Raw genomic sequence first — 22945 nt, 5'->3', positions numbered from 1 at the left:
AGTAATGTTACAAATCAGCTTACCCTGTACAGAAGTTCAGTCGAATTAATGAATAAATAAACTTATTTTCAGGCTGTAAGTTATTGAAATATATGTTGTGTGACGTTTTTATTATTATTTTTGTTAAGTGCTTGCTGCGCATACGTATGTATAAGAATTTATACCTTCCTTATACAAAAAAGCGGAAAGCAAAAATGGTTAATGAGGGTAACACACAAAAGTATAAGCTGAGTAAATCAGCTAAAGTTGTAAACGCACTGTTGGCAGGGGCATTGTCACTGGGTGCGGTATCAGTAAACGCTTCGGCAGAAACGCTATGGCTAGAAGACTTTGAAGCAGCCGAGCTACAAGACAAAGGCGCAACAGGTTCTAATCCTGGCGGAGCAGTTCTAGATCTTGAAGGCGTTGAACGTTGGTCAATTGATGTTTCCGCAGGAGCATTAACTGCAACCTCAGATTGGTTTCGCGTTGAAAACGGCGCTATGCAAGCGCGTGATGTCGATGGCGAAGTGGTTTGGTTGAGTGAATCCATTGATATAGCTAGTGCAGGTGATGTCACTATCAACGCAGTACTTACTCAAAGCGGAACATTTGAATCGTCAGACTACATTGATGTGTTTTATTCAATTGATGGAGGTGCTTTTGAGCTTATAACAATTACTGAAGGCGCATCAAATACTGTACAAGATGACTTCGGTAATGCCACGGTAAATGAAACAATTGGTAGCGGAAGCACGTTAGTATTGAAAGTCGCCATGGCTAATAATGCAGGCACAGAATACTTAAATTTAGATAGTATTTCGGTGACGGGTAGCGGTGCCTCTGATGGCACAGGCAATGGCGGTGATAACCCTGATAACGGGGGCGAGCCTTCCAATGAACTCCTTTTCTTAAGCGGTACTTGCTTTAACTGCCCAGATTTAGAAGCAATTAGTTTAGCGAGTGATTTTGTAGCATCGGACTACTATGCCGCTTTAGATGCAGCTATTGCTAGCGGTGATAGTGCACAATCACTGAGAGAAACAACACACAACATCATTGAAAACGGTCATCGCACATTATCATACTCTGAGGTGTGGACTGCGCTTACCTACACCGATGAAGACCCTGCAGATACTGACAATGTTATCTTATTTTACAAAGGGATATCACAAGGTAAGTTCACCAATGGAAGCGGTAGCCAAAGCTCTAATCAAGAAAATTGGAACCGCGAACACGTATGGGCAAAAAGCCATGGCTTTTCAAGCTCAAGCTTAACGGCATACACAGATATCCTTCACCTGCGCCCAACAGACATATCAGTAAATAGCTCTCGCGGTAATTTAGACTTTGACTTCAGCGATAGCGCACTTGCCGAAGCGCCCGAAAACCGTGTTGATAGCGATTCTTTCGAGCCGCGCGATGCAGTAAAAGGCGACGTTGCACGCTCTATGCTTTATATGGATGTACGTTACGACGGTAACACCGTAGGTGATACCGAAGAAGATTTAGTATTACTAAATCGCCTAACGTCTACTGATGAAGCAGCATTTGGTAAGCTTTGTGTGCTGCTTCAGTGGCATGAAAGCGACCCAGTAGATGAATTTGAACGTCGCCGTAACGAGCGTGTGTTTGAATTCCAAGGGAACCGTAACCCGTTTATTGATAAGCCTGAACTTGCTTCGCTTATCTTTAATGAAAGCTGTGATGGCTCGGGTGGTGACACAGGCGGTGATTCCGGTGGAGATACAGGCGGTGATACTGGAGGTGACACAGGCGGCGATACCGGTGGAGACACCGATGGTGATAATGGGCCGTCAACCAATAGTGTTTACATCTCAGAGTATATCGAGGGTGGTGGCTTTAACAAAGCGATAGAGCTTTTTAATAGCTCGACTCAGCCTGTGAGCTTGTCTGGTTATGAATTAGTTTTACTTTCAAACGGTGATACTGCCGACGCCGACCGTAAAGTACTAGCGCTTGATGGCGAAATTCCTGCCGGTGGTGTGGCAACGTTTGCACACGGGAGTGCTGATGCATTGCTTACAGCTGGCTCTACAATCAGCAGTTTCGTAATGAACTTCAATGGTGACGATTACGTTGAGTTGGTATACAACGGCCAGGTTGTTGATGCATTGGGTACTTATGGGGTTGATACTGACTGGGGTAAAGATGTGACGCTAGTGCGTAAGAGTTCAGTGACAAACGGAAACCCAAACCGCAACCCTGCGTTTACTACTGACGAGTGGGATAGCTTTCCAAAAGATACGCTTAGTAATTTTGGCGGCCACAACGGTTCAGTAAGTGAGCCAACAGACCCAACCGACCCGACGGATCCTACTGACCCAACAGACCCAACAGATCCAATTGCTGAAGTAGTACTTATCAGCGCAATTCAAGGCGACGGTGAAGAATCAGCGCTTGTCGGCACGGATGTGATTGTTGAAGCAGTAGTCACCAAAGTTGTACCTGCCATGAGCGGTTTCTTTGTTCAGGAAGAAGTGAATGATTCAGACGGTAATACGGCAACATCTGAAGGTGTATTTGTTTACGCAGGTTCATTTAGCCTTCCTGAAGCAGGCGATACGGTGCGTATAGCAGGTACAGTAGGCGAGCGCTTTGGTGTAACCCAATTATCCATGTTTGCTGATGTAGAGGTTACGGGTACTGGTAGCAGTGTGCTTTACACACCAATCGCTATGCCGTTTAGTCTTGATACTGATTTAGAAGCACTAGAGGGCATGCATATTAGTTTTGAGCAAACCCTTAAAGTCTCTGATATTTACAATCTTGGGCGCTATGGGCAGTTTAACGTGTCGTCAGAACGGTTATTCATTCCTACTAATCAGTTTGTAGCGGGTTCAGAAGAAGCGCTGGCGTTAGCGGAAACTAATGCGCGAAACACTTTATTGGTTGAAGATGGAGCTACCTCGCAGAATTTGGATGGCATCCCTTTCCCTGTTGGTGGCTTATCGCATAATAATCCGCTGCGTTTGGGTGACAGTGTAGAAGCCCTTGAAGGTGTATTACATTATGCCTTTGGTGCTTACAACCTTATCCCTGTTGGTGATATCCAAACTGTACGTACTAATCCGCGGATTGCTGCTCCACAGCTAAACGCAATTGGTGATGTAAGAGTTGCTAGCTTCAACGTGCTTAACTATTTCAACGGTCCAGACTTTCCAACTTCTCGCGGCGCAGATTCAGTTGCTGAATTTGAACGTCAGAAAGCAAAAACAGTATCTGCCATTGTGGCAATGAATGCAGACGTACTTGGCCTCGTTGAAATTGAAAACGATGGTTATAGCAGCGATTCTGCAATTGCGACATTAGTAGACAGCGTGAACGCTGAACTAGGCAGTGATGAGTACAACTACGTTGCATTAGAGTCTCTGTTAGGCGGTGATGAAATTGCTGTAGGTATTATCTATAAGCCTGCGGTAGTTTCGCTACAGGGTAACCCTGTGACTTCATCTGACGCACCATTTGACTATGGCAACCGTCAACCTTTACTACAAAGCTTTAGCGTGAACAATAATGGCGAAGACTTTACCCTAGCAATAAACCACTTTAAGTCGAAAGGAAGCTGTGGCAGTGCTACAGGCAACAATGCTGATTTAGGTGACGGTCAAGGCTGCTGGAACGAACTTCGTACCCAGGCAGCACAAGGCCTAATTTCTCTTGTTGAACAAAACAGTGACGTCTTGTCTGACCGCGTTATCGTAATGGGGGATTTGAATGCCTATGCGAAAGAAGAGCCTATACTAGCGCTTGAAGAGGCTGGCTACAGCAACTTGGTTAACTTCTTCGATGGAGATAGTGCATATTCGTATAGCTTCGGCGGCGAAATAGGTTATCTAGATCATGCCTTATCAAGCCCTTCATTAACTGAATATGTGGTAGACGCAACGGTATGGCACATTAATGCAGATGAACCCCGCGTATTCGACTATAACGTTGAATTTAAGACTGAAACTCAGCTTTTTAGTTACTACGGCGCTGATGCTTATCGCTCGTCAGATCACGACCCAGTAGTGGTAGTGCTTAATTTCCCAGAAGAAGTCACAGTTGGAGATTTTGATGGTGATAACGATGTGGATTACAACGATATCATGGCCTTTTATCAACTGTTTTTACAAGGGCAAGCCACGGGGGAAAACTACGATTTCAACGGCGACGGCCAAATTAGCTTCTTCGATATTCAGGCATTAATGGCGATGTGTACACGCGCTAACTGTGCAATTTAATTTAAGGAAAATAACAATGAAAAAATTCTTTTTACTATTAATGGCTGCAGTAGCTTTCAATGCAAATGCAGCGCTGATTTCGATTAAAACAGATAAAGATACTTACAATGTTGGCGAGACGATTACAGCAACGGTGAGAGCTTCAGAGTTGTCAGAAAGTGGCGCTCAGACATATTTCTTCGGGTATGATATAGCTGTTTTTTTTGATTCGCTGTTTGTTAGTTTTGACCCAACTACGGTTACGGATCTAGGTGCTATTGGGGTGCCACTTTTTGGTCCCTCAAATGATAGTTCATCTAATTCAGCGTCTTTAAGTAGCGCTACTTTTGGCCCTGTGGAGCTTTTTCAAGCTGGCAAAACTGAGGTAGACATTTTCTCCTTTGTTTTAGTGGCGTTAAGTAGCGGAACGGTAGACCTTTCATTTGCTAAGGCTGAATTATCAAATAACATTGGGTTTAACCTTCTCCTCGAGGCCCCCAGAGGCACTAGCTTCGAAATCGCCCAAGTACCTGCACCAGGTACATTCGCGCTATCGCTTCTGGCTTTAGGTGGTATATTTTTCGCTCGTAAGCGTGCGAATTCATAGACCTTAAATGCCAAAAGTTTGAGCCCAGCCAAGTGCTGGGCTTTTTTATGTCTTTTGCTATTTACATGCGGCTTTAAATGAACCACACTGAATAAAAATACAATAAGTGCGCACCATGTTAGAAACCATTTCTTTTTCTCAACGCCAGCGACTGGCTTATATCGATTTCTGCCTTTTGTTTAAAGGAGCTATTCATCGGCAGGATTTAATAAATCGTTTTGAGGTAGGGCTATCGGCAGGCTCTCGCGACTTTACGCTATACAAAGAATTAGCGCCGGATAACTTAATTTATGATCCAAGGGAAAAGCGTTATTTCCAAACGGAAAGTTTTATCCCAGTTTTCGAGCACGATGCTAAACGCACGCTCGTAAAGCTTGCCAACGACATATCAGACGGCTTCGATGCTATTGGCGATGTACATTTCCCGGTAGAAAGTGCATCTTCGCTGAACGTACCAGATATTTTTGTGGTAGCAAAAGTAGTACAAGCCATCGTAAACAAAAAGGCGATGAGCGTTATTTACACGTCGCTGTCGAGTGGCAGTGGCGCACGTGAGCTCGTGCCTCATAGCATTGTTGACAACGGCCAGCGCTGGCATGTGCGAGCGTTCGACAGAAAATCTCAAAGCTTTCGCGATTTTGTGCTTACAAGAATTAGTAAAGTTACAGTTAAAACAGAACCTGAAACTCACGAATGTATTGATCACGATGAAGAGTGGGGAAGACTTATCTCACTTGAAATAGTGCCTCACCCGAAGAATATTAAATATTCTACGGCAATAGAGCTGGACTACGCTATGGAAGAAGGCGTGTTGACCTTAGAAGTGCGCGCAGCCATGGCAGGGTATCTGTTAAGGCGTTGGAATGTTGACTGTACAAAGCATGCCAGTTTACGCACCGGTGAATACCAGCTTTGGCTTAGAAATCAGCAGAGCCTAGCAGACACTGATAACCTTGCCATTGCCCCAGGCTATGTAGGCGAGCAAGAGCCTTATACAGCTTAGAGACCGTTTACAAGCGTTAATATTGATGTTTGGCAAACCTAGCTCACAAGTACAAGCGTCTTTATTAACTGATGTATCTTTTGATCGTGGTGATTAGGGTGTCTTTGTCTAAGGGCTTGGAGAGAAAATCGTCCATGCCCGCAGCTAAGCACTCTTCTTTATCTTCCGCAAATGCATTTGCAGTTAGTGCGATTATAGGAGTGTTAGTTTCCAGTGTTTTTCTTAAAATTATTGAAGCTTCGATACCGCCCATAACTGGCATATTGCAGTCCATAAGAATAAGATCGAAGTTATGCCGTTTGCTTACTTCAACGGCATCGCGACCATTTCTAACATGCAAAAATTTATAGCCCTCTGTTTGCAATATAGCTTTAACAATCTCGGCGTTAATTTCGTTGTCTTCGGCCAATAGTATCCGTTTCTTTTTGTTGATTTCTTGAATCTCTTGGCGACTAACAGGTTTTGCTTCAATTAACTTACTTAAATCATTTTCTAGTTCACGTCTGTTGATTGGTTTGGCATGAGTCTTCCAAATACTTTCGAGTATTTCGTGTTCGTCTTCCAGTCTTTCTAGTTCAGCCGAAATCAATATCACTTTAGGAAATTTAGGCGGTGACAACTTCTTAAGCTGGTGTAGTAAATCTACGCCGCTCATTCCTGGCATAGAGAGGTCAAGAATTATGACATCAAAACTAAACGGTTTGTCATCTAAAAATGCTTTCGCACTTTCATAGCTACAGGGCTTAATCGACATAGACGCAACGATGTGCTCAAAGTATTCGCGACTGGTTTGTAGGTCGTCAATGATTGCACAACGCAAGTTAACGCTAGGCACAATATCGATTTCTGGGAGCTGTGCTTCTCTTGTCAGCATTGTGAAGGTAAATGTACTGCCTTGACCTGAGAATGAGACCACATTTATGTCGCCACCCATTAAGTTAGCTAGCTGTTTTGCGATGCTTAGCCCTAGCCCTGTGCCACCAAATTCTCGTGTTGTAGATTGGTCAGCTTGTTCAAATTTTCTGAAAATGCTTTCTAGCTTAGAAGAGGGTATGCCAATGCCTGTATCGATAACATTAAAGATAAGGCGATTGCCATTTTCATTTTTAGCGTGTGTCACTTTTAGCGTTACCGAGCCTTCGGCAGTAAACTTAATCGCGTTGCTTAGCAGGTTGTGTAAGATTTGCGCTATTCGCGTTATATCACCTTCGATAACATGGGGAAGATCAGCGTCTTTTAAATAGTGAAATTCGAGCCCTTTGCGTTGGCAATAAACCCGTTGTAACGACACCACATCGTCTAGTACTTGCAATAAATCAACAGGGGCCTGTTCTATCTTGATTTTGCCAGCCTCTATCTTAGATATGTCGAGAATGTCATTAATCAAAACTAACAGCTGCCGGCCGGCTGTTTTTGCCTTTTTTAAGTACAAGTTACTTTTTTCGGGGTTATCTATTGCCAGCTCTATCATGCCAAATAAACCATTCATAGGCGTACGTAACTCATGGCTCATGCTTGAAAGGAATTCTGATTTTGCTTTACTGGCTTTCTCGGCTTTTTCTGCGGCATTTTGTGCTAATTCTTTCGAGTGCTCTAGCGCGTTAATAGAGCGTTTAACCTGACGCTCCATAGGAAAGAAAATAAGCGCGGCTTCTATAATCAGTAGAGCAAGTGCCGCCAGCCACAGGTACATTTCAATACTAAGAACCGTATCTACACGTGATGTTGCGTTCTGTTCGAATTGGTTCACAACATTGTCTAGCTGCTGTAGAAGCGAGGTAAGGTCTCGAACTGGCATAAGGGGAGACGTTTCGCAACGTGCATTTGTTAACAAGGTCTCAGCTCTATCGACAAAGTTTTTGACTTTTGAATCAAGCTGTCCTTGTTGAAAATAAGTGTTAAACGTTTGAGTAGGCAGATGTTCCAACGAAACAAGATACTTATGATTTTGTTTGAATTTAGTAAGATCTTGCTTTAAATAGCCTAATTCTTGGCTGTTTCCACACAATGTCGATGAAGCTGCCAGCATCGCTATGCGTTGCGACAGCATACGCTGCTGGCCTGCAATATTAATAATTTCTCCATCCTGCTTTTGTTCTTTAATTAACCCTGAAAGAATTAAAAAAGACAAGGTAATTAGCGATGCTGTTAGCGCTAAAGCAACGATATATCGAAAACGTATGGACATAAGGTAAAGAAATGCACAGTGGTAACTAAAAGATAATAGATGCCAAGTGGTTACGCAATGTGCTGAGCAAATTACTTTTTTATGTGACCCTATTCATCATCGCTTGGAAAATGGTTTGGCTCCCAGCCACGCAATACCGCTTCTTTAGTTAAAACTCTGCTTCTTTATCGTTTAGAAAATGGGAGTCAATTGCAGGTGATGCGGCTTCTTTAGGTGCACCATCTCCAAAAGATTGGTATTCGGAAAACCGTGCTTCTGTGTGGGGACAAAATGGTCTCTTTATACCTGATAGCGTAGTTCCACCCATAGTAGTCCATCGCTTTTGGATGATATGACCTGCCATATAGGTGTTGATAAACGTGGTTTTACCTACAGCGTAAGGGTTTGCATATCGGCCATCTGAAAAGGTGGTTGTTGGATGCCACGGTCTACCCAGTGCCACGCTTTCATCTGGAACGCCGTTTTCTCTTTCAAGCCTACAGTTGTTGAAAGTAAGCCCATAAGGACGCTGTAAATGAGTGCTTGGGGCGGTAATGTAGCCTGTTAGTCCGTCGCTATCGCTGCCAGAATAACGTGTACGGGAGATAATAGAAACGCTTTCAAAAAATGCGGTGCCCTCACCAAAAATGAAGTCAATATGTCCCGCTATTGTTCCGCCTTCAATCAAAGCGCGGTCACCTTTTAAATAGAGGGTGTCTTGATAACCCCAAAGTGCGACATTTTTAAGGTAAGTGCGATCTGAGTTCACGTCGGTTTTAAGCGCTACTGCTTGCGTGCCTGATAATCGAGTAGGGTCATCTTTTGTTTTGACCTCGTTACCGGGATAATCAAAATCATTGGTGATAGTAATATTTTCGACAGTGATGTTATCACCTAAAATCTCTACCGTGGCAGTGCGACGAGTTCCCCATTTTTCATCAGAGTTCTCTGCGACGTCTTGACCTGCATATCGATTGAAAACAATAGTCGTGGTTTCTTGCGACTGGCCTATCAAGTGGACATTATCAGCGTTAATGACGACACGCTCTCGATAAATGCCTTCGTTAATAAAGACGGTCCATACTTTATCTTTTTGTGGCTCATGAGACTCGATATAGGCAACAGCTTGGGACACAGAGTTAAAATGAGGTAAAGCGTCCTTACTTACGTCACTGTCATCGTCACTGTCATGTGATTTAGCTACCACTACATCCGTCGTTGCTGGCATTGCCACGCTTAATCCACTGAAAAATATACCTGCCAGCAACACAAAGGCTAAATTAAGACTGACACGTGCTTTATTAAATTCCATAGTATTTATTCTTCTACAGCCCGTGCTTGTTAAATAGTTGGCTATTAATAAACACATTGTTTAATTTAAGATGCGCCACATTTTCGATAACGGCATCTTTTAGCGCACGTTTTATCGTTATGTTATTTAACGTCAAGCCGGAAATGGGCGTATGGTCATACCCGCGAAGTACAAAGGCTCGGTTAGCAGAAGCAACGCTCAAGTTCTCTATGGTGATATCTTCTAATAGAGGAGGGAAGTTGCCTGCATCACCTTCTTCGTAAAAGAAATTCACGACAACGGCGTCTTTCACCGTCCCAATATCGATATTGCGATAGTTGAGGTTTTTTAGGTGACCACCCCGAATACTGTTGGTTTTAATTCTAATGCCGCGGTCTAAATCTGGGCTACTCATGGTGCAATACTGAGCATAGAGATTCTCTACACCGCCGGATATCTCACTGCCTATTACAACACCGCCATGCCCCGCCTTCATCTCGCAATGTTCTATGACAATATTGCTGCAGGGAACATTGACCCTTCTGCCGTCTGCATTACGTCCAGATTTAATGGCAATACAATCGTCTCCTGTATCAAACGTGCAGTTAGAGATAAGTACGTTTGTGCAGCTTTCGGGGTCGCACCCGTCCGAATTTGGGCCGAAACTTTTACAGTACACATCGTTTACGGTGACGTTTTTGCAAAGCACAGGGTTAACCAGCCAAAATGGAGAGCGCAGAATGGTAACACCCTCAATAAGTACATTTTCACAGCGGTAAGGTTGTATAAACGGAGGGCGCAAGTAATTATTTTCAAAAACGCGATCACTAACGGGGGCCCCATTTTCTACCATTTGTTGCAGCGTATCTCTGGTGTATTTTTGGTTCTCAACAGGATCATCACCCCATGTTGAAGCCTTCCACTTACCTTTCCACGGCCACCAGTTGTCTTTTGCTGCACTACCGTCAAGCGTACCTTTGCCAGTAATTGCGATATTGCTTTGCTCAAACGCATAAATAAGAGGGGAGTAACCCATCAACTCCATACCTTCCCAGCGAGTAAAAACGTAAGGTTTGTAGTCTTCAGAATTGGTAGAAAATCGAATTGTTGCGCCTGACTCAATATTCAAGTTTATATTCGACTGTAGGTGAATAGGGCCTTTGCATAGCCAGTCGCCTTTTGGCACAACCACTTTGCCACCACCTTGGCGTGCGACTTGGTCGATAGCTGCGTGTAACGCTTGCTTGAAGTCACTGTTATAATCTTTTAGAAAATCAGCAACGTTAGCTTTGCGCTTTGCAAAGGTGGGGCGCTTTATCATCCCTTTTATAAGGTTTGCTTCGGCGTCCCACTGGCGTTGCGTCCTTCCTGTTTCGGTCACACTTGCACATCCAGATAGAAATGTAGGAACACTTACAGCCATCCCAGAAGCTGCTACAGTGGTGGCGAGACCGGACTTTAAAAAATGTCGTCTAGTGCTCGTTGACTTAGGTTGGGCCATCATCGACTCCTTGCATTACGTTTTAGTGCTTTCTACTTGTTTAGGTAGTGTGCAGCCAGAATAAATGGGCCTACACCTTTCGCGTCGTTTGCTCTGATTGGTTCGCTCATGTAGTAGTCGAATGAACCATCTCTATATGGATTTCCACCAAGGCCAGCAACAGCGCAAACCTGTTCAAGGCTTATTACGTTAGTTTCTGGATTAACAGAAATCATTTGATCAAGAAGTCCAGCAAACCCTTTTTCTGCGTGGGCCTTGTATTCCTCAGGAAGATATTTGAGGCTTGCACCTTTAGCCATAGCGTAGGTCAGCATTGCTGTACCTGATGCTTCAAGATAGTTTCCTTCACGGCTGCCCAAGTCAGTAACCTGATACCAGGTGCCTGAATTATGTTGATAGGTAAGCGTGGCATCAATAAACGCTTTAAAGCGCGCCTGTAGCCACGGTGTTTTTGGGTGCTCTGCAGGAACAACTTCTAGTACATCCACCATGGCCATCGCATACCAACCTAGCGAACGTGACCAGTGATGTTGAGAAAGGCCTGTTTCTTTGTCTGCCCATTTTTGCTTTTTAGATGCATCCCAGCCATGCAAGGGAAGGCCGGTAGTTTCATCGTAAAGGTGTTCTTCAATGAGTTCAAATTGCAAAAATACATCGTCTAGCTCCTTCATATCACCGTATTTAACAATGTACTCGGCATAAAAAGGTGCACCCATGTATAGGCCGTCAAGCCACATTTGGTTAGGATAGCGTTTCTTGTGCCAAAAACCGCCTTGCTCTGTACGCGGGTGGTCAGTGAGTTGAGTTCTTAAAAGATCGGCTGCCTTTTTGTATTTAGGGTTGCCAGTTTCTTCATAAAGAAAAAACAACACCTTACCCGGGTTAACCATATCAATATTGAACTTGTTGATATCGTATGTATTAATACTTCCGTCATCTTGAACCAGCATATCGTAGTAGCCTTTTACATAAGACAGAAGGCGAGGATCTTTATTATCTTGATACACTTCTGTTATCGCAAGAAGGTTGAGACCATGAACGTAGTCCCATTGTGGCTTCTCGTCCCAATCGATTTGCCAAGCTTCAGGAAAGCGCACCATTTCAGACTCTATCATTCTCATAGACCACGATTGCGTGTTATCAAGAGGCATTTTCACCCAATCATTTGCATTAGCAGCCGAAGAAACAAACGCCGTGCAAGCTATAACGGAAGCGGCGCGTAGAATACCTTTTAGCATAACAAATCCTTATTTTTATAACATTGTAAATACACTATGTGCTACCGGTAGCATAATGATTTTTATTTGCTTGTATGTCAACGAAATTATTTATATTTTTTAACTTTTATTTTACTTCAAGTAAAAGCTGCAAGTTTTAACTAAGCATATGTATATAAAAGATTAAATCTAATTTTCTCTCTTCATTTGGCTGAAGTCTAGATTGCCTTTTACGATCAATATTATCTTCTGAACTTATACATATAATAAATTTTTTCAATAAAATAGTTGCCACCGGTAGCATAACTAATTAGGATGTAAATCAAATGTAAAGCTTGAGTGTTTTTTTCGGGGTTTACATTATTGCCGAAGGGAAGTTTTGCGTTGATAAAAAATAGAGCTGTACCCTGCAATGCTTCTTATTCATGGTTTTGGTGGTTACAAAACCACTGTAGAGAATTAAATAGAATTGGCGCGTCTTCACTTTCTTAACAGCCAAAGCGTGCCATTGGTTAATATAGATTATTGGCGGCAATGACCTCCAAAATGTTATCCGGTGGCATAAAGGGAAGTGAAATGGTTAAATACGGTAAATGTTGAATTTGTGTTAATTTGAAAGGTTCACAAACTTTTCAGAAGCATCTTCACTTTTTCTCAGTATGTGCGTCGCTTATAAATATAAAAACCGGAGAAACAACAATGTTACCAAAGAAAAAGCAACTCGCTGTTCTTGTCACGTTAGCGTTGTCAGGCGCACATATTCATGCGCAAGAAGCCACAGACGAACAAACTAGTGAAACCGAAGCGCAAAATATGGAGGTCATAGAGGTATCTGGCTTTCGTGGGTCGCTCAATAAATCACTGATGGAAAAGCGAACGTCCGTTAACAGTAAAGAATCTATCGTTGCCCAAGACATTGGTAAATTCCCGGACTTAAATATTGCAGAGTCTATTCAGCGCGTTCCAGGCGTAGCGATTTCTCGTGAGGGTGGAGAAGGCCGTCAAATTACCTTGCGCGGTTTAAGCCCATCATTTACCCGTACAACACTTAATGGCATGGAAGTACCAGCAAGTACAGATGGAACAGATTCAGGCGGTGGCGTAAACGGTGGACGTGGCTTTGATTTTAATATTTTCGCTTCTGAACTGTTTAATCGTGTAGATATTCAGAAGTCGCCTACAGCTTCAATGGAAGAAGGCGGTATTGCAGGTACCGTTGATTTGTACTCCGCAAAACCGTTCGATTATGACGGCTTTAAATTCGTATCGTCCCTTCAAGGTGGCTATAACAGCATTACTGAAGAGACCGATCCTCGCGCAGCTTTCATGATCAGTAACCGTTTCGCTGACGACAAGGTGGGCGTGCTTTTCTCGGCCGCTTTCTCAGAGCGCACAGTAAGGCAAGAAGGCTTCGGTACCGTTCGTTGGACAACACCGGTTCGTGATGGCGGCGGTATTTTTGCAGATACGTCTGATACTGTGGTGAACGGCACGCCAGACGTGGGCAATTGCGAGTTTCAAGGCGAATCTGTTGATCCCATCAACTGCTTGTGGACGCCACGCCTTCCACGACCTGATTACTTTGGTAATGACCAAGAGCGTACCGGTTTTACGGGTTCTATCCAGTGGGCTGCCACTGATAATTTCACTTTAACCTTAGACGGTTTGGTATCTAAACTAGATAACACCCGTACTATGTACAATTTCTTCCATATGTTTAGAAGTACGTTTTCAGAGATTACACCCACTTCTATTACAGTACATCCTAATGGCAAGCAGGTTCTAGCCGGAAGTTACGACGGTATCAAGTCACGTATAGAGAGTCGTTTGCAGGAATCAACCACTGACTTTAGTCAATTTGTGATTTCTGGCGAGTGGTTTATTGGTGAAAATATTAAATTAGATATGATGGCCGGCACTGCAGAATCTGATGCTCGTTCAGAGCAGTATCGTTACAACATGACGCTGTTAGAAGAAACTAGCTACGGTTTTGATTTTAGTAATAACATTAACGCTCCTCAGCTCACTTACGGTTATGACGTCAACGACGCAAGTAACTATAATCTTTCAGATGGTCGTTTACGTGCTACTGATGTATTGCGCGAAAACGATACGGTTAAGTTTGATGCCACTTACCTTGGCGACGAAGTCACTATTAAGGCCGGCTTTGCTTATAACGATCGCGTAGTAACCTACAGTGAAGAGCAAATTAATGGCTTCCCAGATCAAGATTCGGCGGTCGGCTTTGCTGAAATGATGCCGGTAGACGATTTTGGTAGTGGCTTTGATGGTCCTCTAGACCCATTTCTTGTTGCTGACTTTGACGCAATAAATAGTCAGCTTCTAGACGTAGTCTGGACACCGCGCTCTGCACAAAGCTGGCAAGTAGGCGAAGAAACTTCTGCTGCTTATATTGAGATGGACACGAGTTATGAGATTGGCGATATGCTGCTTCGCGCTAACTACGGTGTACGCTATGTGAAAACAACCACCACCTCTGAAGGCTTTATTCAAGGCGAAACGGTACAAATTGAAAATGACTACAATAACTTTTTGCCGGCAGTTAACTTAGCACTTGAGGCCACTGATGACGTTGTTGTACGCCTTGGTCTAACCCAGTCAATGACGCGCCCAAGCTTGAACTCATTAAACCCTGGTAACCCTAGCTTTGATTATATTAACGGCTCGGTAAGCGTGGGTAACCCGTTCCTTGACCCGTTCACTTCAGACAACGTGGATTTTGGTGTTGAATGGTACTTCGACGACGAAGCGCTACTAGCAGCAACAGTGTTCTACAAAGACATTGATAACTGGATTGTTCGCGCATCTGAAGAGCGTCTAGTTGATAGTGCCTACTACGACTTTATCGATAACGATGCACAGTTTGACCCTGTAATTGCGCTAGACCCTCGTACTATTCCATACGAGCATAGTAGCCCAATTAACGCTGAGGACAGAAGTGTAAGCGGTTATGAGCTTATTTATCAGCAGCCGTTAAGTTTCTTACCAGGCCTGTTCGAAAACATGGGTATTGTGTCGAACTACACTCACGTTAACGCAGACGACATCGAAGGTATGAGTGAAACATCGTACAACTTTACGGTGTATTACGAAACAGACCAATACGGCGCGCGTGTGTCAGTTAACAAACGTGACGATTACCTGACAGACTTTACTGGCAGCAATGGTAACGTTGCACACGGCACGACAGGGCCAACGCAGGTAGATTTCTCGTCATTTTATAACGTAAACGACGAACTCACGTTAACCTTTGAAGTCATTAACCTAACTGACGAGTACGAGCGTTTGTTTACCACGGGTGATGGCTCATTGGATTTGGTACGTGAGTACAACCATACGGGTCGTCAGTTCTTCTTGGGCGCTCGTTATACTATGTAAAATAACAGACTGACCAAGCATATTGGTGAGCCTAAGATAATAATTAAATGTTGTGTTCCGTGAAGACGGGTGTGTTTGGCCATCGTAATGATGGCCTTTTTTATGTGCATTAAAGGCGGCTTAGGCCGGTTTCGACACTCTTCTGCAGGGCTTTTGATGCAACTTGCATTGCAACAGTGGGCATCTTTAAAAGGAGAAGTATGTGAGAAATCCAAGTAACTCCACCACAGGAAAAATATTCAACGCGCTGTACTACAGTCTTGCTAGCGTTATTGCCGTAACGAGTACTTTTGCAGTGGCGGACCGACAAGGTTCGAGTTCGCTTCACATTAGTTCCGCGGCCCAATCGAGCGCTTATGCACTTACCGGTTCGGGTTCCCATAGTGCTTCAATCCAAAGCGCTACTAATAAAGGCAGTGAAGAGGCTGTAAAAGCTCCACCCCACAAAAAGCCAGTTACCCTACATCTGGTCGGCGACTCAACCATGTCAGACAAGCCTATGTTGTCATATCCAGAGCGTGGGTGGGGGCAATTACTTCCTGAATTCATGCTGCCAAATCTAAATATCAAAAACCACGCGGCTAACGGCAGGAGCACGAAGCGATTTGTTGACGAAGGGCGTTGGCAGCTTCTGTTATCCGAACTCTCTGAAGGTGACTTTGTGGTAATTCAGTTTGGTCATAACGATCAAAAGCTGTCGGACCCCGCTCGCTATGCCGACCCGGAAAATGCTTACCCAGCTTACTTGAATCAGTTTGTTCAGGATGTTGAAGCAAAAGGGGCATCAGTGATTATCGCAAGTAGTATTTGCAGGCGTCATTTCACTGAGGAAGGTGTTTTGAAACGCACGTTGTTGGCGTATTCCGATGCTGCGAAGAAAGTGGCAGCACAAAATAACGTGCCATTTATCCCTATGAACGCTTTAACCTGTGATTTTCTTGCTCAGGTAGGCGAGCCTAACAGCAACCATTACTTCATTAAGGTGCCCGCCGACCTATATGCGCGCTATCCTGAAGGTAAGAACGACGACACTCACTTGAACGTAGTTGGTGCTGCAAAAATGGCGCAGATATTCGTTCGAGAGTTAAAAGCAACAGCGCATCCGCTGGCAAAATACGTTTATCGAGACACTCTATAAATCAAACTAAACAAAGCGGTGCGCCAATATGTGGTGTGCCTCGCCTATTTAAACTAACGCACTGCAACCTATCTTAGCTAACTTGCTGACGCATCGTTATCAATTTTGTATGTGATGAGTGATTAGTGAGGAGGAGGGAAGACAAAAGAGAAAAGGGAGGGTCACATACCGACTATAGCGACGGTATGTGATTATTAAAGGCATCACTTGATATTATGGCACCTGGGTAGGTTATTACGGTGGCTGCCACTTTTGCTCCATAGCTCGCGCTTTCAACAGGCTTTCTACCTGCAAGTCGAGCTGCCATATAACCGCCATTGAATGCATCGCCAGCAGCTGTTGTATCAACCACTTGCTCAACACGCTCAACAGGTACAATACATTGTTCTTTGTGGCAGAGTATATGAACGCCGACTGCCCCGTTTTTCATAACGATTTCTTCAATCTGTTTGTCGGCTAAATAGCTAAATATTTCATCAGCATTAGTGTGGCCAAACAGCATTAAATGGTCGTCAGCACCTGGGAACGCTAAATCTGCTTCAGCATAAGCCTTACCTGTCCAGTACTTGGCATCTTCTTGAGATGACCAAAGGCGAGCTCGATAATTAGGATCAAAGGCAATCTTACTTCCTTTGGCCTTGAGGGACGAAATCAGTTCGAAAAGTGTAGCGCGCTGTTCGTCATCTAAAATGGCAATAGAGATACCGCTCAAATAAAACCAATCACAAGCAAATTCAGCGCCCTCCATAATGTTGAGCGTCTGTGTTGCTGCAGATTGGTTACGCCAATATGCAAAGGTTCTTTCACCTTCGTTGTCGTTGCGGATCATATACAGGCCAAGGTTGCGCGACGACGAGCGAAATACTAAATCAGTGTTAATTTCGTGCTCACCCATTTTAAACAGCAGCTCATCGCTTAAAAAGTCTGCGCCGATCGCCGTAAAGTAACTAATGGAAGATGAAGGCAAGCAGCGTTTTAAATAAACCGCAGTGTTGTACGTGTCGCCAGCAAAGCTTTTCGCCATCAGATTATTATCTGCGTTTTCATCGCGCGTACTAACTGATGACTCACGCTGAGTGCTTCGAAGCTCTACCATGCACTCGCCAAAAATAACCATTCTTTGGTTGGTATCAACTATGCTCATGCCGCAGCCTCATCAAACAATGTTAGGCTTTGTTGACATGCCAAAGTTATAGCTTGCCAATTTTTTGCTTCAATGGCTGCCTTCGGCATCATCCATGTACCGCCTACTGCTCGAACATTGCCAAGCGAGAGATACTCATTCGCGTTGTCGCCATTAATGCCGCCGGTAGGGCAGAAGCAAACATCGCTAAATACACTTGAAATCGCTTTAAGAAAAGGGGGGCCGCCGCTAAGACTCGCAGGAAAGAACTTCATCTCGCGAATGCCTTTTTGGTGCGCCAAAAGAATGTCGGCAGGCGTAGCGACGCCCGGCAAAAAGGGGGCATTAGACGCAATCAGAGTATCGAGCAATGTCTCTGAGCTTGTGGGCGTTATCAAAAATTGCGCGCCTGCATCCAACGCTTCAAATACGTGGTTGCGATTTAACAATGTGCCCATACCCACAACGAGTTCAGGAAACTGTTTTCTAATCGCTGACAGGGCTTCAAATGCTGCGTCGCTGCGTTTCACTACTTCTATGTTGCACAGGCCGCTATTTGCAATTGCTTCTGCTAGGTGAAGCCCCTCGTCAACAGATTTAGGCTGAATAATAGGAAGCAATGGGGCGCCTTTAAGCATGGAAAAGGTACTTTTCATCACGCGGTTCCTTTTAGTGAATCTAGCGAACTTTCTGTTAACGTAGTGGGAGCAGAACCTTGCTGACTTTCGTTGCTGTTTTCGTGCGATAAAATGTTAAGCAGCTGATCAACTTTTTCGAGCACTTTTTCTTTGAACGTAGTGTTTACCGACAGTTCGGCGAACATGGTTTCAAGAGAGAGCAATTTTTTTGCAAGATCTATTGCCTGAAAGTCTACCGATTTTGCTGTAGCCCTTAACATACTATCTAGCGGGTCGGTGATAGTTTCGTTTAAACGTGCCTTGTTGTTTACAAATAGGCACCAGGCCGCAACGGCACTGCAGAGCAAATCAATATTTCGTTTTGTTTTTAGGTTATCGCGTACTGTGTCGAGAATTCGAAATGGGATTTTCTGTGACCCATCCCAAGCAATTTGCGACAACAGGTGGCGAATATGCTTATTCTCATAGCGCTTAACAATGTCTTGTGCGTAAGCGTTCAGGTCGAAGTCTTGTGTTCCGTTATCGGCATTCTCGTTATCACTGGATAGAGACGGAACAATTTCTTCTTTCAACATGGTTTGAATCAGTTGCTTTATGGCTGGGGTACGCATCGCGTCGAATACGGTTTCCTTGCCAAGCAATAACCCTATGTAGGCCAGTGTTGAATGTGTGCCGTTTAGAATGCGAAGCTTAGCTTTTTCAAAGAAGCTCACATCATGAGTAAAAGTAACGCCAACTTTATCCCAAGCAGGTCGTGGGCCAGAAAAATTATCTTCAACCACCCATTGAGTAAATGCCTCTCGCTGAATAGGCCAGTTATCAGTTAAACCCAGCTCAGCGGCAACGTTGGCTTTAAAGCTGTCTTCAGTCGCTGGCGTAATACTGTCAACCATAGTGCAGGGGAAGGCGATGCTCTCGCTTATCCACTGGCCGAGTGATTCATCCGTTTTATTGGCGAACTCGGTCACCGCTTTTTGCAGCTTTTTACCGTTGTCTGACACGTTGTCACAGCTGATAATGGTAATATCTGCATAGCCTGCCTGCTTACGTTGTGCTAGTGCTTGCACAATTAGACCAACTGCACTTACCGGTGTTTCTGGCGTGACTAAATCAGCTTTAATATCTGGATGATCAGTATCTAGATGACCTTGTGCATTAAGGCAATAGCCCTTCTCTGTCACGGTAAGCGTCACAATTTTAGTTTGCTTGTCTACCAGCGCAGCAACAATGTCTTCACGATCATGTGCTAATGTTGAAAGGGTTTTAATTGCGCCGATAATGTGGGTTTCAGGCTCGTTATCAACAATACACAACGCATAGAGATTGTCTTGTGTACTCAACGCTTCTTTAAGTGATGCGCTGCGCATTGACACACCGTGAATGCGCCAGTCACCGCCATAAGCCAGCGCCTTTTCGGTATAATACGCTTGGTGCGCACGGTGAAAGGCGCCTGGACCAATGTGCACAATGCCACAACCGGTTGCTTCCAGGTCGTAATTTGGTTTACTTACGCTGTCACTTAAAAGAGGTAGCGTTGAAATTGATAACGGCTTTGTCATGATTACCCCAGTTTGTACGCTTGTTTAGCAAAATCATAAGTGAGTTTTCTTGCAATGCTGGCGGCTTCTGTTTCGCTGATGCGGTGCTCCACAACTAGCTGTGCAAGGAAGCGACAGTCAATGCGTCTGGCAACATCATGACGTGCAGGAATAGACAAGAACGCGCGCGTATCGTCGTTAAAACCAACAGTATTGAAGAAACCTGCGGTTTCTGTCACTTGATGTCTAAAGCGCAACATGCCTTCAGGGCTATCGTGGAACCACCAAGAAGGGCCAAGTTTCAGGCAAGGGTAGTGGCCTGCAAGTGGTGCTAATTCACGGCTGTACGTGGTTTCATCTAATGTAAATAGAATAATGTCGAGGTTAGGCTCGTTACCGTATTTACCGAGTAACGGGCGAAGCGCTTTAACAAAATCTGTTTGCATTGGAATGTCGTGGCCTTTATCGCGACCAAACTGTGCAAAGAGCTGACTGTTGTGGTTTCTAAACGAACCAGGGTGAATTTGCATCACCATGCCGTCTTCTACACTCATTCCCGCTAATTCGGTAAGCATTTGCGCTCTAAATAGCTCTTGCTCTTCAGCGTTACTGTTTCCACTTCTTACTTTATCGAATAAAGCAATGCACTCAGCTTCACTTAAATCAGCTGTGTTCGCAGTTGGGTGTCCGTGATCGGTTGCTGTCGCCCCGTGCTCTCTAAAGACGGCACGTCGTGCACGAATTGCGTTCAGGTAGCCCTGCCAGGTTGCAGTGTCTTCACCGGTGAGCTCACCAAGCTTCTCAATGTTTGAAACAATATCTTCGCGTGAAGCATCGACTACATCATCAGGTCTAAAGGTGGTAATAACCCGCTTTGCCCAAGGTGTATCTTTAATCGCTGCGTGATGGGGAAGGGCATCAAGCGCACCTTCGGTGGTAGCAATCACTTCAATATTGAAGCGGTCCATCAAGGCGCGAGGCTTAAAGTCATCCCCTTGAAGCTGCGCGGTGATGTGGTCGTAATAATGCGTTGCGTTGTCGCTACACAACATCTCTCGCAAACCAAATACATCATGAAATACAGTGTCTAACCACAAACGCGATGGTGTGGCAGCAAATAGATGATAGTTATCTGCCAGAAGTTTCCAGATTTTACGTGGATCCTTTTCCGTTTCGCCGCCGTCCCATCGTGGCACACCAATATCGGTTAATTTGATACCTTGGCTATACAGCATTCTGAACACATAGTGATCAGGGGTGATAAATAGCTCGGTTGCATTGGTGAAATTATTGTTTTGTGCAAACCAACGTGGGTCAGTATGGCCATGCGGACTTATGATAGGGAGATCTCGAATTTCCTTATACAGCGCCTTTGCAACACTTCGGGTTGCTTCATCGGCAGGAAAAAGTCTATCTTCATGTAATAATATCGATTCCATAACGCTCTCTTTTAGAGGGTGACGCCACGTTTCCAAATAGCAATCTCATGGCTGCCATTCTTCTCGTTGCAGGTTTGTTGACCAGATGCCACTGCCAAGCAATGTTGGAGTAGCGCTTCGGCACACTTATCGATAGAGACGCCTTCTAGAACTTGTCCAGCGTTAAAATCTATCCAATGTGGCTTCTTATTAGCGATATCTGAATTTGACGATATCTTGACTGTGGGTACAGGAAAACCAAGGGGCGTGCCTCGGCCTGTGGTGAATAAAACGATATGTGCCCCCGATGCTGCCAACGCCGTTGAACTAACGGCATCGTTACCAGGTGCTTGTAATAAACTTAAGCCTTTATCTTGCTTGGGTTCGCCATACTGCAAGATGGACTGAATAGTAGACGTTCCACCTTTTTGAACCGCGCCGAGAGATTTTTCCTCTAGCGTGGTTAAACCGCCTGCCTTATTGCCTGGAGACGGGTTTTCGTAAATAGGTTGGTTGTGGGCGATAAAGTAGTTCTTAAACTCGTCAATCAGCGAATTAAACGCCTCAAATACGTTTCTGTTTTTAGCACGATTCATTAACAGCTGTTCGGCGCCAAACATTTCAGGCGTTTCGGTTAAAATAACCGAGCCACCTAGATTACACATTAAATCAGTAACACGCCCTACTGTTGGGTTGGCAGTGATACCGCTAAAAGCGTCGCTACCCCCACACTTCATGCCTAAGGTTAATTCGCTAGCGTTGATGGGCTCACGTTTGTCATTAGCCATTACTTTTAACAAGTCATAAACCGCATTGACGCCTTCTTCTAATTCATCTACCACTTCTTGTGCGTTATAGAAGCGAACCCGATTTGCCGGTTTATCAACGTGAGGCAGTAAACTCTTAAGCTGATTGTTTTCGCAACCCAAGCCTACAATTAACACCGCACCAGCGTTCGGGTGAGATGCGAGAGAGGCTAAGATAGTGCGCGTGTCATCTAAATCATCGCCCAGCTGAGAACAGCCAAAAGGGTGGGTAAATGCGCGGAACCCGTCGCACTCGCTAGCGAAACGACGATTACATTCGTTGGCAATACGGTCTGCTGTTCTATTTACGCAGCCTACGGTATTGATGATCCATACTTCATTGCGAATACCCACTTTTCCATTTTCTCTCCTGTAGCCCATGAACTGTAACCCAGAAGTAAGATGGCTTTGTTTAGAAGCGGTATTTGATGGGGCGTAAACGTATTTTTCAGTGCCTTTTAACTTAGTTTTTGCGTTATGGCTGTGAACATGTTCACCAGCATTAATTTGACGTGTTGCAGCACCAATGCTGAAACCATATTTTACGATGTCGCCACCGTCTGACATGGTAACTAAGGCAACTTTATGGCCAGCAGGAATGTCTTGGCTAATTGTAATGTCATATTCAGCGATGAAAGTGCCAGCCACGATAGGGCAGGTTGCAACCGCAACGTTATCGTTAGTATGCACTTTAACTAGTTGTGTTTTAACGTCCATTACAAGTCCTGCTTTATCTTTACGGCTTACTTAACTGCTAAACGTTGTTAAATGAGTACCGAGTCTTTAAAAAGAGCGATAGATTGGAAAACGTTGCTTTTTACGCTCTGTTTACAAATTGTTTGTTTTTAACATTCTGTTCTACTGTTGTGCCACCGGTGGCATATTAGGATGAAA

14 protein-coding genes are annotated in these 22945 nt (G+C 44.3%); 5 read left to right on the top strand and 9 right to left on the bottom strand.

Annotated elements, in window-relative coordinates; all coding sequences use genetic code 11:
- Positions 1 to 194 precede the first annotated feature (194 nt).
- From ACXAER_RS02575 to ACXAER_RS02565, 3 genes are all read left to right on the top strand, one after another.
- A complete protein-coding gene (locus ACXAER_RS02575) occupies positions 195 to 4226 on the top strand; it encodes an ExeM/NucH family extracellular endonuclease (protein WP_474826305.1) in 4032 nt (1343 codons plus the stop codon).
- Positions 4227 to 4242: 16 nt separating this feature from the next.
- On the top strand, positions 4243 to 4812 hold the full coding sequence (locus ACXAER_RS02570; RefSeq protein WP_474826303.1) for a hypothetical protein: 570 nt from the start codon (positions 4243 to 4245) through the stop codon (positions 4810 to 4812).
- A 115-nt stretch (positions 4813 to 4927) separates the two neighbouring features.
- Entirely contained in the window at positions 4928 to 5815 is an 888-nt protein-coding gene (locus ACXAER_RS02565) for a WYL domain-containing protein (protein WP_474826302.1), read from the top strand.
- A 64-nt stretch (positions 5816 to 5879) separates the two neighbouring features.
- Here the strand turns inward: ACXAER_RS02565 and ACXAER_RS02560 are convergent, their stop codons facing one another.
- The 4 genes from ACXAER_RS02560 to ACXAER_RS02545 form a co-directional block, all read right to left on the bottom strand.
- Entirely contained in the window at positions 5880 to 8003 is a 2124-nt protein-coding gene (locus tag ACXAER_RS02560; RefSeq protein WP_474826300.1) for a response regulator, read from the bottom strand.
- 148 nt (positions 8004 to 8151) lie between these two features.
- Positions 8152 to 9294: a pectinesterase family protein gene (locus ACXAER_RS02555; RefSeq protein ID WP_474826298.1), complete on the bottom strand. Its 1143-nt coding sequence runs from the start codon at positions 9292 to 9294 to the stop codon at positions 8152 to 8154.
- A 13-nt stretch (positions 9295 to 9307) separates the two neighbouring features.
- Positions 9308 to 10774, bottom strand: coding sequence for a glycoside hydrolase family 28 protein (locus tag ACXAER_RS02550; RefSeq protein ID WP_474826296.1), 1467 nt, complete (start codon positions 10772 to 10774; stop codon positions 9308 to 9310).
- Positions 10775 to 10806: 32 nt separating this feature from the next.
- Positions 10807 to 12012, bottom strand: a complete 1206-nt coding sequence (locus ACXAER_RS02545) for a glycoside hydrolase family 88/105 protein (RefSeq protein WP_474826294.1) — start codon at positions 12010 to 12012, stop codon at positions 10807 to 10809.
- Between the two features lie 678 nt (positions 12013 to 12690).
- Here ACXAER_RS02545 and ACXAER_RS02540 point away from each other — a divergent pair.
- Together ACXAER_RS02540 and ACXAER_RS02535 are read left to right on the top strand one after the other, a co-directional pair.
- On the top strand, positions 12691 to 15390 hold the full coding sequence (locus ACXAER_RS02540) for a TonB-dependent receptor (protein WP_120958982.1): 2700 nt from the start codon (positions 12691 to 12693) through the stop codon (positions 15388 to 15390).
- A gap of 202 nt (positions 15391 to 15592) precedes the next feature.
- Complete coding sequence (locus ACXAER_RS02535) at positions 15593 to 16528, top strand: rhamnogalacturonan acetylesterase (protein WP_474826291.1); 936 nt, start codon at positions 15593 to 15595, stop codon at positions 16526 to 16528.
- A 172-nt stretch (positions 16529 to 16700) separates the two neighbouring features.
- Here the strand turns inward: ACXAER_RS02535 and ACXAER_RS02530 are convergent, their stop codons facing one another.
- From ACXAER_RS02530 to ACXAER_RS02510, 5 genes are read right to left on the bottom strand one after another with little or no spacing between them, the layout of a single operon-like run.
- Entirely contained in the window at positions 16701 to 17672 is a 972-nt protein-coding gene (locus ACXAER_RS02530) for a sugar kinase (protein WP_474826289.1), read from the bottom strand.
- On the bottom strand, positions 17669 to 18307 hold the full coding sequence (eda, locus tag ACXAER_RS02525) for a bifunctional 4-hydroxy-2-oxoglutarate aldolase/2-dehydro-3-deoxy-phosphogluconate aldolase (protein ID WP_474826287.1): 639 nt from the start codon (positions 18305 to 18307) through the stop codon (positions 17669 to 17671). Before eda ends, ACXAER_RS02530 begins: the two co-directional genes overlap by 4 nt.
- Entirely contained in the window at positions 18307 to 19848 is a 1542-nt protein-coding gene (locus ACXAER_RS02520) for a mannitol dehydrogenase family protein (protein WP_474826285.1), read from the bottom strand. Before ACXAER_RS02520 ends, eda begins: the two co-directional genes overlap by 1 nt.
- Positions 19849 to 19850: 2 nt before the next feature.
- Positions 19851 to 21266 (bottom strand): glucuronate isomerase, encoded by a 1416-nt coding sequence (gene uxaC, locus ACXAER_RS02515; RefSeq protein ID WP_370243961.1) that lies wholly within the window; start codon positions 21264 to 21266, stop codon positions 19851 to 19853.
- Positions 21267 to 21277: 11 nt separating this feature from the next.
- Positions 21278 to 22768, bottom strand: coding sequence for a UxaA family hydrolase (locus ACXAER_RS02510; protein ID WP_474826282.1), 1491 nt, complete (start codon positions 22766 to 22768; stop codon positions 21278 to 21280).
- Positions 22769 to 22945 lie beyond the last annotated feature (177 nt).

Source organism: Alteromonas sp. AWJ4_199 (genome assembly GCF_056159165.1).
This window is presented reverse-complemented; position numbering and strand designations above follow the sequence as displayed.

Coding starts and splice junctions, on each gene's coding strand:
- ACXAER_RS02540 (WP_120958982.1), top strand. CDS start 12,691: ATGTTACCAAAGAAAAAGCAACTCGCTGTTCTTGTCACGTTAGCGTTG.
- ACXAER_RS02545 (WP_474826294.1), bottom strand. CDS start 12,012: ATGCTAAAAGGTATTCTACGCGCCGCTTCCGTTATAGCTTGCACGGCG.
- ACXAER_RS02560 (WP_474826300.1), bottom strand. CDS start 8,003: ATGTCCATACGTTTTCGATATATCGTTGCTTTAGCGCTAACAGCATCG.
- ACXAER_RS02510 (WP_474826282.1), bottom strand. CDS start 22,768: ATGGACGTTAAAACACAACTAGTTAAAGTGCATACTAACGATAACGTT.
- ACXAER_RS02575 (WP_474826305.1), top strand. CDS start 195: ATGGTTAATGAGGGTAACACACAAAAGTATAAGCTGAGTAAATCAGCT.
- ACXAER_RS02530 (WP_474826289.1), bottom strand. CDS start 17,672: ATGAGCATAGTTGATACCAACCAAAGAATGGTTATTTTTGGCGAGTGC.
- eda (WP_474826287.1), bottom strand. CDS start 18,307: ATGAAAAGTACCTTTTCCATGCTTAAAGGCGCCCCATTGCTTCCTATT.
- ACXAER_RS02550 (WP_474826296.1), bottom strand. CDS start 10,774: ATGGCCCAACCTAAGTCAACGAGCACTAGACGACATTTTTTAAAGTCC.
- uxaC (WP_370243961.1), bottom strand. CDS start 21,266: ATGGAATCGATATTATTACATGAAGATAGACTTTTTCCTGCCGATGAA.
- ACXAER_RS02555 (WP_474826298.1), bottom strand. CDS start 9,294: ATGGAATTTAATAAAGCACGTGTCAGTCTTAATTTAGCCTTTGTGTTG.
- ACXAER_RS02570 (WP_474826303.1), top strand. CDS start 4,243: ATGAAAAAATTCTTTTTACTATTAATGGCTGCAGTAGCTTTCAATGCA.
- ACXAER_RS02565 (WP_474826302.1), top strand. CDS start 4,928: ATGTTAGAAACCATTTCTTTTTCTCAACGCCAGCGACTGGCTTATATC.
- ACXAER_RS02520 (WP_474826285.1), bottom strand. CDS start 19,848: ATGACAAAGCCGTTATCAATTTCAACGCTACCTCTTTTAAGTGACAGC.